The sequence below is a fragment of the Rhizobium sp. 01T444 genome (assembly GCF_056398305.1).
On sequence record NZ_JBFTPD010000047.1, the window covers coordinates 1 to 13,186 of the forward strand.

Annotated in this window: 14 protein-coding genes and 1 tRNA gene; 5 read left to right on the forward strand and 10 right to left on the reverse strand. The window is 59.4% G+C overall.

Going from position 1 to position 13,186, the window contains the following annotated elements:
• Positions 1–184, reverse strand: a 184-nt coding sequence (locus AC1DTN_RS34735) for a helix-turn-helix domain-containing protein (protein WP_269833951.1), incomplete at its 3' end; no start/stop codon positions are given.
• A gap of 119 nt (positions 185–303) precedes the next feature.
• Positions 304–972 carry a DUF2161 domain-containing phosphodiesterase gene (locus AC1DTN_RS34740; protein WP_477924643.1) on the reverse strand — a complete coding sequence of 223 codons (669 nt, stop codon included), beginning with the start codon at positions 970–972 and terminating at the stop codon, positions 304–306.
• A gap of 192 nt (positions 973–1,164) precedes the next feature.
• Here AC1DTN_RS34740 and AC1DTN_RS34745 point away from each other — a divergent pair, with 192 nt between their 5' ends.
• Positions 1,165–1,776 (forward strand): TerC family protein, encoded by a 612-nt coding sequence (locus tag AC1DTN_RS34745; RefSeq protein WP_439014965.1) that lies wholly within the window; start codon positions 1,165–1,167, stop codon positions 1,774–1,776.
• Here the strand turns inward: AC1DTN_RS34745 and AC1DTN_RS34750 are convergent.
• From AC1DTN_RS34750 to metG, 3 genes are read right to left on the reverse strand one after another with little or no spacing between them, the layout of a single operon-like run.
• The gene (locus AC1DTN_RS34750; protein ID WP_477924645.1) at positions 1,773–2,585 is read right to left on the reverse strand and encodes an MBL fold metallo-hydrolase; all 813 of its coding nucleotides are present in this window, start codon (positions 2,583–2,585) and stop codon (positions 1,773–1,775) included. The genes AC1DTN_RS34745 and AC1DTN_RS34750 overlap by 4 nt on opposite strands.
• 4 nt (positions 2,586–2,589) lie before the next feature.
• Positions 2,590–3,372, reverse strand: coding sequence for a TatD family hydrolase (locus tag AC1DTN_RS34755; protein WP_477924646.1), 783 nt, complete (start codon positions 3,370–3,372; stop codon positions 2,590–2,592).
• Positions 3,373–3,376: 4 nt separating this feature from the next.
• On the reverse strand, positions 3,377–4,927 hold the full coding sequence (metG, locus tag AC1DTN_RS34760; protein WP_477924647.1) for a methionine--tRNA ligase: 1,551 nt from the start codon (positions 4,925–4,927) through the stop codon (positions 3,377–3,379).
• A 234-nt stretch (positions 4,928–5,161) separates the two neighbouring features.
• Here metG and AC1DTN_RS34765 point away from each other — a divergent pair, with 234 nt between their 5' ends.
• Positions 5,162–5,950 carry a sulfite exporter TauE/SafE family protein gene (locus AC1DTN_RS34765; protein ID WP_477924648.1) on the forward strand — a complete coding sequence of 263 codons (789 nt, stop codon included), beginning with the start codon at positions 5,162–5,164 and terminating at the stop codon, positions 5,948–5,950.
• Here AC1DTN_RS34765 and AC1DTN_RS34770 read toward each other — a convergent pair whose 3' ends face one another.
• From AC1DTN_RS34770 to AC1DTN_RS34785, 4 genes are all read right to left on the reverse strand, one after another.
• Positions 5,951–6,976 carry a DNA polymerase III subunit delta' gene (locus AC1DTN_RS34770; protein ID WP_477924650.1) on the reverse strand — a complete coding sequence of 342 codons (1,026 nt, stop codon included), beginning with the start codon at positions 6,974–6,976 and terminating at the stop codon, positions 5,951–5,953. It lies immediately after the preceding gene.
• Positions 6,969–7,646 (reverse strand): dTMP kinase, encoded by a 678-nt coding sequence (gene tmk / locus AC1DTN_RS34775; RefSeq protein ID WP_477924652.1) that lies wholly within the window; start codon positions 7,644–7,646, stop codon positions 6,969–6,971. The genes AC1DTN_RS34770 and tmk overlap by 8 nt, the downstream gene beginning before the upstream one ends.
• Positions 7,647–7,781: 135 nt before the next feature.
• Complete coding sequence (locus tag AC1DTN_RS34780; RefSeq protein WP_477924653.1) at positions 7,782–8,975, reverse strand: D-alanyl-D-alanine carboxypeptidase family protein; 1,194 nt, start codon at positions 8,973–8,975, stop codon at positions 7,782–7,784.
• Between the two features lie 83 nt (positions 8,976–9,058).
• A complete protein-coding gene (locus AC1DTN_RS34785) occupies positions 9,059–10,186 on the reverse strand; it encodes a septal ring lytic transglycosylase RlpA family protein (RefSeq protein WP_477924654.1) in 1,128 nt (375 codons plus the stop codon).
• Between the two features lie 454 nt (positions 10,187–10,640).
• Between AC1DTN_RS34785 and AC1DTN_RS34790 the strand changes: the two genes are divergently transcribed.
• From AC1DTN_RS34790 to AC1DTN_RS34800, 3 genes are all read left to right on the forward strand, one after another.
• Positions 10,641–10,730: transfer RNA gene (locus AC1DTN_RS34790), tRNA-Ser, on the forward strand.
• Positions 10,731–10,951: 221 nt separating this feature from the next.
• Positions 10,952–12,064: an NAD(P)/FAD-dependent oxidoreductase gene (locus AC1DTN_RS34795; protein ID WP_477924655.1), complete on the forward strand. Its 1,113-nt coding sequence runs from the start codon at positions 10,952–10,954 to the stop codon at positions 12,062–12,064.
• A 494-nt stretch (positions 12,065–12,558) separates the two neighbouring features.
• The gene (locus tag AC1DTN_RS34800) at positions 12,559–12,813 is read left to right on the forward strand and encodes a GlsB/YeaQ/YmgE family stress response membrane protein (protein WP_037102415.1); all 255 of its coding nucleotides are present in this window, start codon (positions 12,559–12,561) and stop codon (positions 12,811–12,813) included.
• Positions 12,814–12,878: 65 nt separating this feature from the next.
• On the opposite strand, the gene AC1DTN_RS34805 is transcribed toward AC1DTN_RS34800, so the two are convergent.
• A complete protein-coding gene (locus AC1DTN_RS34805; RefSeq protein WP_113319955.1) occupies positions 12,879–13,160 on the reverse strand; it encodes a hypothetical protein in 282 nt (93 codons plus the stop codon).
• Positions 13,161–13,186: the final 26 nt, after the last annotated feature.

Here is a 13,186-nt window from a genome sequence, read left to right on the forward strand (position 1 = left end):
CAAAGTAGCCGGTGTACTCGGGAAACTCGCGATCGTGGAAAGTGTTGCGCTTGAGCTCACGATAGATCGTTGAGCGATGACGTCCGAGCTGGCGGGCGATCTCGCCAACTGGCACCTTTCGCTCTCTGAGGTGATAAAGACGGCGACGATCGGCGAGGGTGAACTGCTGATAGCAAAGCGACATGCCAAAATCTCCAAAGTGAAGCCATTGAAATTACTGGCATGTCGCACTTGGAAATAGAATGTACCCCACTACACATAAAGATCGCATAAGATAGGTTATGGAACTAAAAACCATACCCACTACTGCGCCGCCTGCATCTCCGGCTGTGGCCACCGCTGCAGCGCTTCCCGTCCGGCATCGGTCAAGCCGTAAATGCCTCTGTCTAGTCTTTCGAACCAGCCATAGACATTGGACAGCAGTATCTTGCCGGCCTCCGGTACCCAAGACCTGATATCGCGCACGCGCAGCGGCCCAGATGCCAGCGCCGCAGCGCAGCCAAGCGCCTGCTGGCGATATGCCGTCATGAGCGGTGTGCGCGTGCTGCCGCCGAGCGCCGGGTCGCCGCGGCGTTTCTGGTGCTCGCGCATCAGCCGCGACCGGCGCTTCGGATTGGTCCGTGGCATCGGCGATACGGAGCCGACGATCACGCTGACGTCGCCGCTATCCGAAATGCCGAGCATGCCGATGCCGAGCCTGCGGCAGAGATCGCGGTAGCGTTTGTCGGCTTCCCGGCCTTTACCCTTGGCGGAAACCCGGCCCGCGATCCAGACCTCGTCAGAGACAGCCGCGCGATCGACTGCTTGCAGGATGAGTTCGAGATTGAAGCTGAGCTTCAGCTCGCAGACCACCACCACAGGCGGATCGTCGTCACTCAGGCCAACCAGATCGCAGCCGCCGACTTCGCCCTTGACGACGTAACCTGCCTTTTCGAGAAAGCCTTTGACGGGCAGATAAAGCGAAGTTTCCATGGGCCTGCGGATCGAAGAAAAGAATCGTTCCATAATCTACATCGATCCGTCCATGCGGGACACCGCATCGATCACATCCGCCCGGATTACACGGCATGACCGTGGACGCAGTCGTCAACGCATCCCTTCACCGGTTGACGGAAAACCCTCAAGACGCTAGCACGCTCGAAGCATATCCGGGGGTAATTCAATATGGATATTTTCACAGCGGCCGGTGTGACGGCCCTGCTGCAGGTCATTGCTATCGACCTTGTTCTCGCCGGCGACAACGCCGTCGTCATCGGCCTTGCTGCTGCCGGCCTGGAAGCCACGCAGCGCCGCAAGGCAATCATTGTCGGCATTCTGGCGGCAACGGTGCTCCGCATCCTGTTCGCCTCTGTCGCAGTCTATCTTCTGGCGATTGTCGGCCTTCTGCTGGCCGGCGGCTTGCTGCTGCTCTGGGTCTGCTGGAAGATGTGGCGCGAGCTGCGTGCCGGCCATGGCGAAGAACATGCGGCCGAGGCTGGCGCAGCTGCGCCGAGGAAGACCTTCTTCCAGGCTGCGACACAGATCGTCATCGCCGACGTTTCCATGTCGCTGGACAATGTTCTTGCCGTTGCCGGCGCCGCTCGCGAACACCCGAGCGTGCTGGTGCTAGGCCTCGGTCTTTCCATTGCGCTGATGGGCATCGCCGCGAACTTTATCGCCCGCCTGCTCAACAAACATCGCTGGATCGCCTATGTCGGCCTGTTGATCATTCTCTATGTCGCGCTCGACATGATCCATCGCGGATACCTCGAGGTTGCTCCATTTATCGGCAGCTAAACCTCGACTTCGAAGCTCATCTGGTCGAACGCCGGCACCACATGATCCGGCGTTTGCGCCATGACTACATCATAGTCGAGCGGCGTGTGCATATGCGTCAGGATCGCCCGCTTCGGTCTTAGCCGCTCGATCCAGTCCAGTGACTGTTCCAGCGAGAGATGGCTGGGATGATAGGCATATTGCAGGGCGTCGATGATCAGCATGTCGAGGTTCTGCAGCCTCTCCACCGTCTGCGGCGGGAAGTCGCTGATATCGCTGCAATAGGCCACATCGCCGATGCGGAAACCGAGCGAATGGATGTCACCATGCTGCTGCAGATGCGGCATGAAGGCGATCGTTCCGCCTGGCCCGTGGATTTCAATGGGCTCTTCCAGATCCTCGATCACGATCGGCAGCACGATTGGCGGATAATTGCTGCCCGGCGGCGTCTCCAGGCAATAGCCGAAGGCATCGCGCAGCCGGCTCATGGTGAACTGGTCAGCGAAGATCGGCACGCGCCGGCGGGTATTGTGAAAATAACCACGCAGATCGTCGATGCCGTGGATATGGTCTGCATGCGGATGGGTGTAGAGGACCGCGTCGACATGGTCGACCCCTGCCATGATCATCTGCTCACGAAAATCCGGCCCCGTATCGATGACGACGGTCGTTGCAGCGCCATCATCAGAAAACTGCTGCACCATAAAGGCAGCGCGTGTTCTTCTGTTCTTTGGATTGTCCGGATTGCAGGCGCCCCAGTCGCCGGTGATGCGCGGCACGCCGGGTGACGACGAACAGCCGAGAATGGTGAACCGCTGCCGTCGTGCCACGCCGCTAGATCCTCGGCATCTTCGAAAACAGCCTGAACGCATTGTCGGTGGTGATCCGCGCGACCTCCTCGTAAGGAAGGCCGATCGTATCGGCCAGTACCTCGGCCGTATTCACCACGTAAGATGGCTCGTTGCGCTTGCCGCGCCAGCGCTTCGGCGCGAGATACGGCGCATCCGTTTCGACGAGCAACCGGTTGTGCGGAATGGTCTTGGCGATGTCGCGCAGCTCTTCCGACTTCGGGAAAGTGAGAATACCCGAAAAGGAAATATAGCCGCCGAGCTCGACGCCCGTCTTCGCCAGCTCCGGGCCGGCCGAGAAGCAATGCAGAATGAAGGGGAAGGCCCCCTTCCCTGTTTCCTCGGTCAGGATCGCAGCCATGTCGGCATCAGCGCTGCGGCTATGGATGACGAGCGGAAGCTGCGTTTCCCGTGCCGCGGCAATGTGGCGACGAAAGCCCGTCTGCTGGTCTTCGGGCTTCTGCGTATCGTAGAAATAATCGAGACCGGCCTCGCCGATCGCAACGACCTTCTGATGGGCATACGCCAGCCGCACCAGATCTTCCGTCTGGATATCCAGTTCGTCACCCGCATTGTTGGGATGCGTGCCGACCGAGCAGAAAACGGAAGGATATTTTTCAGTGATGGCGAGCAGCCCATCGAGCTTGCGCACGCGGGTGCAGATCGTCACCATTTGCGCCACGCCCGACGCATGGGCGCGCGCCACCACTTCGTCGCGTTCCGCCTCGAAATCGGCAAAGTCCAGATGGCAATGCGTATCAACCAGCACGGCCTTAAGCCTCCGGAGCCACGTAGCGCGGGAAGACCGGCTTCGGCGCTTCGAGCGGCGTTCCCGGCACCAGACGGCCGGCTTCGCCAAGCGCTGCGAAATCTCTGCTGCCTGCAGGCGCAGCCACCAGGTCGAGCAGCTTGCCGGACGATTCCGGCATGAAGGGCTGCAGCAGGACGGCGATCTGGCGCACCACTTCGGCAGTGACATAGAGCACCGTGCCCATGCGCGCCGGATCGGTCTTCTTCAGCGCCCACGGCTCCTGGCCGGCGAAATAGCGGTCGGTCTCGGAGACCACGGCGATGATGGACGCTAACGCGCGGTGGATGAGCTGCTTGCTCATATCCTCACGGGTCAAGGCATGCAGCGCATCGGCCTGCGCCAGCATCGCCTTGTCCTCATCGGTCAACGGTCCGCATTCCGGGATCTTGCCGTCGCAATTCTTGACGATCATCGACAGCGAGCGGCTGGCGAGGTTTCCAATGCCGTTGGCGAGGTCGGAATTGATGCGCGTGCCGATCGCCTCTTCGCTGTAGCTGCCGTCCTGGCCGAAGGAGACTTCGCGCAGGAAGAAGTAACGCACCTGGTCGAGGCCGAAATGGTTCACCAGATTGACCGGATCGACGACGTTGCCGAGCGACTTCGACATCTTCTCGCCCTTGTTAAGCAGGAAGCCGTGAGCAAAGACGCGCTTCGGCAGCGGCAGCTTTGCCGACATCAGGAAGGCCGGCCAGTAAACGGCGTGAAAGCGGATGATGTCCTTGCCGATGATATGCACATCAGCCGGCCAGTATTTCGCCCGCGGCCCGTTGCGGTCTTCGATATAGCCGGTTGCGGTAATATAGTTCGTCAGCGCATCGACCCACACATACATGACATGATCAGGGTCATTCGGCACCTTGATACCCCAGTCGAAGGTCGTACGCGAGACCGAGAGATCCTTGAGACCGGACTTGACGAAGGAGATCACCTCGTTGCGGCGTTCGGCCGGGCCGATGAAATCAAGGTTTTCCTCGTAGTGCTTCAGCAGCCTGTCCTGGTATTCGGAGAGCTTGAAGAAGTAGCTCGCCTCTTCCACCCATTCGACCGGCGTGCCCTGGGGCCCATAGCGCACCCCATCGGCGCGCAGCTCGGTTTCGTTTTCCTGGTAATAGGCTTCGTCACGCACCGAGTACCAGCCGGCATAGGAATCCTTGTAGATGTCGCCATTTGCGGCCATCAGGTTCCAGATGTTCCGCGAAGTCTCGTGGTGACGTTCCTGCGTGGTGCGGATGAAATCGTCGTTCGACGCATTGAGCAGCTTCGCCATCGCCTGGAATTCGCCGGAATTGCGGTCGGCAAGCGCCTGTGGCGTGATGCCTTCGGCACGCGCCGTCTGCTGCATCTTCTGGCCGTGCTCGTCGGTCCCCGTCAGGAAGAAGACATCCTTACCGTCGAGGCGCTGGTAGCGTGCCATGGCGTCGGTCGCGATCAGCTCATAGGCATGGCCGATATGCGGCTTGCCGTTGGGATAGGAAATCGCGGTCGTAATGTAGAAGGGGGTCTTGTCTGTCATGGCGGCCAATTCCGGCTTACTCTATAAAAATCGTCAGCCGCTATTAGCGCATGTCTCGCACAAGCGAAACATCAAGTTTGGCAGCCACCGACGATTTCCGGGCCGCGTATTGGTGACCTTGACTCGTGTTCTGGCGCAATCTACCCCTTCTGTCGCAAGAGGGCGGGACGGAAGCAAAGTGCCATTTTTCATCGATCGGAATAGTCATGGCCGCGCGTCCTCGGAGGCGTGTATTTGACGTTCGAGCCTCTTTATTCCCTTTCCGGTCTCATGGTGGGAGCGCTTGTCGGCATCACCGGCGTCGGTGGCGGTTCGCTGATGACGCCCCTGCTCGTGCTCCTTTTCGGTGTCCATCCGGCCACGGCCGTCGGAACCGATCTTCTCTACGCTGCAATCACCAAAACGGCCGGCACGGCTGTTCACGGCATGCATGGCCGCGTCAACTGGAAGATCGTCGGCAGTCTTGCGGCCGGCAGCGTCCCTGCCGCGCTTTCGATGCTCTGGCTGATGGCCGGCGTCGACCGAAAAAGTATTGGCGTCACGAATACCATCACCACCGCGCTCGGCTGGCTTCTGGTCATGACCGCGATCATGCTGGTTTTCCGCGGCCAGATCCTTGAATTTGCCCGCCGTGCCATCGGCGAGCGCATGCCGCCGAAACCGGCGACCATCGCAGTCTTCACCGTCGGTCTGGGCTTTGTGCTCGGCGTGCTCGTCACCTTGACGTCGGTGGGCGCCGGCGCCTTGGGCGTGACGATCCTGCTCATCCTCTACCCCGGCCTCGACGTGCGCGAGATCGTCGGCTCGGATATCGTCCATGCGGTGCCGCTCACCCTGATCGGCGGCATGGGATACTGGTTCATCGGCGAGATCGACTGGGCAATGCTGCTTGCCCTGCTGGTCGGCTCCATTCCCGGCATCATTGTCGGCAGCCTGCTTGCACCGAAACTGCAGGAGCGCACCATCCGCATCGTACTGGCCGTCACGCTCGCCGTGGTTGCCTGGAAACTGCTGGCCGGCTGATCAGGCGCGCGGCTGCTTGATCTCGGAAAGCACTTCCATGATCGTCTGCTTGCGGTCGAGATTGTAAGCGTCGGAGACGGTCAGCTTCTCGGTGATTTCGGAATAGAGCCGCGCCAGACGTTCGGCGGCCGCAATCTGCCCCTCGCCCGCAKCAAGGCGCGCGCGGTTCATGACGTCATCGCCTACATGGCTGACGAAGAAATCGAAGATCGTATCGGCTTCCTTGCCCGAAAGCGCATCCGCAAGCCGATGCATGGCCTTGCGTGCTGCCGGCCCTTCGGAGGACAGAACCTCGTTATAGGCCTGAATGATCTCGCCGCCGCCGTAATTCAGCAGTTTCAGCGCCTCACCGGCGCTGCCCTTTGCGGCAGAAAGCAAGGCCTGCCCCTCACTCTGGATCCCGAGATGGGCAAGTGCTGAAACCAGCGCACCATCGTCAAGGGGTGCAAGCTTCAGCGGCAGGCAGCGTGACCGGATCGTCGGCAGTAGCTTTCCCGGCGCATGCGACAGAACGAGGAACATCGCCCGCTTCGGCGGCTCCTCGAGGATCTTCAGGATGGCATTTGCCGCATTCCGGTTCATGTCGTCGGCAGGGTCGATGATGACAATGCGCCAGTTGCCGGTGCCCGAGGTCTGCGAGAAGAACTTGCCGGCCCGGCGTACCTCATCGACGGTAATTGCCGATTTCACCTTCCCGGTCTTCTCATCCACGGGTCTGGCAAGATGCAGGAGATTGTGCGACGCGCCTGAGGCGATCTGCCGGCTGACAGCAGAGTCTGGATCTGGATCGGCGATCCGCTCCGGCGCGCTTGCGGTATCGGGATGCGACAGAACGTGATTGGCGAAACGGAAGGCCAATGTCGCCTTGCCAATCCCCTCAGGCCCTTCGATCAGGATTGCATGATGCCCCTTGCCGGAGCGGTAGAACTGCGCCAGGAAATCCTCAGCATCTTCATGGCCGAAGAGCTTCGTGTTCTCGGCCGGCCAGATGGCGCCGTCGAGCAGTCCGGGCCTGTCCTCACTCATGATGCGCCGCTTCCGGCATCCGCGCTTCGGCTGATGGTTTCAGCAACTGCCTGACTATGGTGAGGATCTCCGAGGCAATCGCCTCTTCCGGCTGCGTGGCGTTGACGACATGGCAGCGTTCCGGCTCGCGCGCGGCGATATCGAGATAGGCTTCGCGGCGCTTCTCGTGCGTTTCGAGCGTTTCCTTCTCGAAACGATCAGGGCCGTCGGCGTTTCGCTTGATAACACGCTCCAGCCCCAGCTTGGCCGGAATATCGAGGATCAGCGTACAATCAGGCATCACGCCGTTGATGGCGATGCGCTGCAGCGTCTCGATGAATTCAGGCTCCAGGTTGCCGGTAACGCCCTGATAGACGCGCGAGGAATCCATGAAGCGGTCGCAGAGCACGATCTTGCCCTTGTAAAGCGCCGGCCGGATGACTTCTTCCACGTGATCGTTGCGGGCGGCGGCAAAGAGGATCGCTTCCATGCGGGTGCCAAAGGCTTCCGCAGCGCCCGAAAGCAGCACATGGCGCACCGCTTCGGCGCCCGGCGAGCCCCCAGGCTCCCGGGTCAACAGCACGTCATAGCCTTCGGCTTTAAGGGCCTCGGCAAGACGGCGGATCTGCGTGGACTTCCCAGCCCCCTCTCCGCCTTCAAACGTAACGAACAATCCTGTACCGGACGACAATGATACTTTCCCGCATTCTGAGCGCCACGCTCTGCCTCTATCTATCCGAAGATAGTGCGGAACGAAACCTTTTGCCGCGGCGACATATTCACCTTCCCCGGCAAATTGCGGCAAAATCCGCGGGCAAAAAGGATCTCAGCTCTGCTCGGACTTGTCCCAGAGCCATGAGAAGAACAGCGATTCGCCAAGCTCCAGCAGCGCGTCGACCGCCCGGCTGGTGAGCGATCCAACCTCCACCGATTGCACTGTATAGAGTGGCACTTCGCGCAACATCCTGTTGCCGGAAACGATGCGCAGCGTGCCGACTTCCGTGTCGGCCTTCACCGGCGCCATCAGCGGCCAGTGGTAGACGATGCGGGCTGCGAGCCGGTCTGGATTGTTGATCGGAACATAGACGCTGACCGGCGCCTTGGCGACGAGATCGACGGTGCGCGCCGTGCCGCCATAGACGCTCGCCGCACCGATGACTTCCTTGTCTGCAAAGACCTGATGGCTTTCGAAAGCCGTCAGCCCCCATTCCAGCACGCGCTTGGCTTCTTCCGTGCGCTCCTTGTCGGAGGCGATGCCGGCAAGCGCCACGAAGAGCCGCCGTCCGTTGCGCTGCACCGAGGCGACGATCGAATAGCCCTCGCCTTCCGTAAAGCCCGTCGCCAGCCCGTCAGCGCCGAGATCCATGCCGAGCAGCGGATTGCGGTTGCGCTGGAAGATCTTGTTCCATTCGAAATCCGCTTGGGCAAAATAGGGATAGAGATCGGGATAGGAAGCCTGCAGATCGACGGCGAGCGTCACCAACTCCCTAGCCGTCATCTTGCTCTTGCCGTCGGGAATCCCGGTTGAATTGCCGAAGATAGCCTTTTCCATGCCAAGCTCGCGAGCGCGCCGGGTCATCGATGCCGCAAACTGGTCCTCGCTGCCGGCCATGCCCTCGGCAAGGATGATGCAGCCGTCATTGGCGCCCTGGATCGCAACGCCCTTGATCAGATCCTCGACGCGAACCTTCGATTTCAGCGCTGCAAACATCGTGGCCGCACGCGAAGGCGCGCCGCCGGTACGCCAGGCATATTCGGAGACGGGATATTCGGTATCGAGCGAAATCTGTCCCTTGCTGACGGCACTGAAAACGAGATCCATCGTCATCAGCTTGGCAAGCGAGGCAGGCGCAAAGACCTGGTTCTCGTTCTTGGCGAGAAGCACAGTCCCGGTCGAGGCCTCGATCATATAGGCCTGCGCGGCCTTGGTGACGAAACCGGCCTCGGTGCCTTCTGCGGCAAAGGCTGCAGAAGCAGGCAAAAGCAGGCATGCAAGGAGGCGAAGCAGCGGCTTCAACATCGCTAATCCCATTGATCGTGCGGGTTGATTCAGGAGGGTAAAGCGAGCCGGAAGCCGATGCAATTACACTTTGTTGTAGGCTTTTATCGCACCTTTGCGCTGCCGCCATTCTGACGCTTGAAGGAGGCGAGGATAGACTCCTGCGTCAGGCCATCATTGCGTACCATCACGGCGTCGAAAGCGAGCGGAACGTTGACTGTCCTCGCCTCCTCCTGATAGCCCATGGCAAGCGATGTGCCCTTCGACCAGCCATTCGGACGCTCAAAGGGAATGGGTCCGATTTCCGGCAGAACCACCATCTGTTCCATCGTCTGAGCGCCATTGGTGAAGGCCGGCGGCGGCGTCAGGAAATGGCCGCCTGCCGGCGCCTGCATCGGCGCAGGAACTGGAGCCGCATTATACTTGGCGCTCGGCGTGGAGCCCGCATAGGCAGTCGAGCGGAATGGTACCGGCACGTTGGCCGGCGAAGGACTGGAATAATCGCCGAGGCTCTGGAGTTGGTCGCCGGTGATTTTCTTGTTGTTGGAGGCGACCATGACGCCGGAGGCGATCTGGCCCCCGCCCGGATTGATGCCCGGGATGCGGCTACCCTTCGGAATATAGGAGGCCATCAGATAGGGCATGTCATGACCGTCGAGGGGCGCCTTTCCGACATATTGCACGCGAACATTGCCCGTGCCGCTGTGCTGCAGGTCGAGCATGGAGGCGGTCTTGTTCGAAAGGTCGATGATGCGACCTTCGTGATAGGGCCCACGGTCGTTGACGCGGACGATCACGGACGAACCGGTTTCAACGTTCGTCACACGCGCATAGCTCGGCAGCGGGAAGGTCGGATGCGCGGCGGAAAGATGCATCTGGTCGTAGACTTCGCCATTCGCCGTCAGGCGGCCGTGGAAGGCAGAGCCGTACCAGGAAGCGATGCCCACCTTGTTATAGGAGTAGTCTTCCCTCGGGTAATACATCCTACCCTTCACCACATAGGGATCGCCCACGATGTAGCGGCCGCCGCCCTTGGGAATATTGTTGCCGTTGGCAACGCGCGGGCTGGCTTTGACGCCATATTCGCTTTCGGAGAAATATTCCTTGCCGTGGGATTTCTTCTTGGGAACCGCCTGCGTCGTGCCGCAGGCCGCCACTGTTGCGCACACGGCCGACAATGCCAGCCACCGTGCCGTCGTTGCGAAAGACGCCGCCCCGTAATTCAGTTTCATATGCCCCACGCCACTCAAGACCGTTTTATGGTTAAGGAACTCATTCGTGAATGAGTTGGAGTTGCCTTATTCCCTGCCTGCCTAACGAGACTTTAATCTTGTGGATATCGTGGCTAATTTGCGAACGATTTCGGGGCGATAGCGAGAATTCTAATGATTATGGTTAATATTTGGTTGATTTTAATCTGTGCGGGAATGAAATCGCGAATGTATTTCCGCATATTGGACCGTTTCGGATCGTGACAGCAACTTTCGGCGGACATGACCGCTCTGCCCCGCGTCAGAACATATTGAAGCAGTTTATCTGCTCAATTGCGGTCCGATCTGTCAGAGCACGTTGACGCTGAAATCCGAACCGCTATAAAGCCTGCCAAACCACGATTTGGCCGTCGCCGGAAGGAGTCTTCGTCAAAAACGAAGGCCTGACAACAAAGACGAGCCGGATCAACTGGATGGAAGAGTGTCCGAGTGGTTTAAGGAACCGGTCTTGAAAACCGGCGTGCGGGAAACCGTACCGTGGGTTCGAATCCCACCTCTTCCGCCATAAATCGTTGAAATTATCAGTTAATTATCCTTCTGAAGCCGAATTTTCGCGTCGCTCGCGCCGACGAAGATGACCCACGCCAAACGCATCGAATCGTATTTCATCATCCTCTTGATTTGGGATAGGTTCGCCCAAACGATACCTAAAAGCTGGATTGCGTTGTCTGAGCTCTCCAAAACGGCGAGTTCAATGGCGCAGTTGGAGGATGAGAGGGGAATTGCATGGCGGAGATGCTGGACCTCGACTGCGTCGTCGTGGGCGGAGGGGTCGTGGGGCTTGCAATAGCGCGCGAACTTGCAATGTCCGGTCGCGACGTGGTTCTTCTCGAGGCGGAGCCGATAACCGGCAGCATCACATCGGCCCGCAACAGTGAAGTCATCCATGCCGGGCTCTACTATGCCACCGGCAGCTTGAAGGCTGAACTCTGCGTTTCCGGAAAACACAGGCTTTACGACTATTGCCGGGAGCGAAACATCCCCCATAGGGCCTGTGGCAAACTCGTCGTCGCTGCGAGTGAGGAGGAAGTCGGATATCTTGAAAAGCTATCCAGGCAGGCTGCCGCCAATGGCGTGGAGGATTGCTATCTGATCGATGCTGCGGAACTCGCCCGCAGGCAACCACAGATCAGAGGCTTTGCGGCGCTTGTTTCTCCCTCGACCGGCATCATCGACAGTCACGGCCTTATGCAGGCATACACTGCGGATATCGAGGCCAATGGCGGAGCCGTTATCTGCAATTCTCCCGTAATCAAAGGTGAATTCACCGCGGACAAGGTTCGCCTCGCAGTCGGCGGCCGCGATCCGGTAGAGATCGAGACATGCCTTGTGGTCAATGCCGCTGGCCTCAACGCCTGGGCCTTATCAGAAAGCCTGTCCGGCCTGGACGCCAGCACCATCCCGCCGCGTCACTATGCCAAGGGATGTTATTTTGCCCTGACCGGCCGCGCACCTGCAACGCAGCTGATCTACCCCGTCCCTGAACCCGGCGGTCTCGGAGTGCATCTGACACTCGACCTTGCTGGCCAGGCGCGTTTCGGTCCTGATGTCGAGTGGATCGAGACGATTGACTACGACGTCGATCCAAGCCGTGCGGATAAGTTCTATTCCGCAATCCGCCGCTATTGGCCCAATCTGGTGGATGGCGCGCTACAGCCCGCCTACTCGGGCGTCCGTCCTAAGATCGCCGGCCCGGCTGCGGGCGGTGGTGGTGACTTCGTGATTCAAGGGCCGGAGCAAACCGGTCACCCCGCCTATGTGGCGCTTTACGGAATCGAGAGCCCCGGCCTGACCGCTTCGCTCGCCATCGGGCGGAGGGTGGCGCGACTTACCGAATAGATAGCCTTTTGTCGTCTGCCGGCGTTACGGCGAGCTGACGCTTCGCTTCAATACGCTGCTCGCTTCTTTCGGCCGAGTTCGCCATGAGGCGAGGGCCGTGGAGGTGGTATCGACCAAAGCCTCTCCTTTGCTAGCGCAAATTGAGAAAGCTCCGGTTCCGGATGATTTAATATTAGGTGTAATGCATGTTGCGTCGTGAAAATTTTACTTAAACTTCATGCTTAACTACTTATTAATAAGCAGCTTGCGCAGTTAAGGCGATGAATTATGCTTGCTCCCAACAACGGGAGGATTTGATGTTCACGAAGAGTTTGCTGATGCCGGCCGGTTTTGCCGCACTGGCCTTTTCAGGACTGATGTTTCAGATCGCGGCTCATGCGTTTTCCGCGCCGGTTACATTACTTCATCCCTGACAGCGCTAAGCCGCTGCCATACCGGAACTTTTTTCGATTGCGCGCGTTCTATCCCACGTTTTAACCAGGAGGGAGATTATCATGGAAAACGCAGGTGTAGGTTGGATTGCAGCCATCATTATCGGCGGTTTCGCCGGATGGCTGGCGGAGAAGGTCATGCACAGCAATATGGGCGTGTTCATGAACATATTGCTTGGCATCATAGGCGCGATCGTCGCCAACTGGATTCTCGGTATCCTTCACATCCAGCCACTCAGCGGCTGGCTCGGATACCTGATCACGGGCTTTGTTGGCGCATGCATCCTGATTGCGATCGGACGCCTCATCCGCCGCTGACCTGACACGGAAAAGATTGCCAAAAAAGATTAAAGGCCGGACGTCCTGCGTCCGGCTTTTTTCGTCTATCGACGGCTGAGGAGACCAAAGAGATAGGCGACGCCTGCTGTAATGGCGATTGCGGTCAGCGGCTCTTCACGCACCTTGTCGCGGACACGCTCGGTCATGATGGAGGCTTCGTCGGTCACTGCGGTCTTTGCGCCCTGCCCCAGCGCAATCACGCTCTCCGAAAGGCGGGCCAGATCATCGCGCAACGCAGCAACCTGCGCGGACAGATCTTCGGCGGCTACTTCGGCCTTGACGCGCGCAGCGGTGGATTCGGCGGAAGCGGTTTTCAATTCGGCCATGGTCTGCTCCTGTTTGATCGAATGCC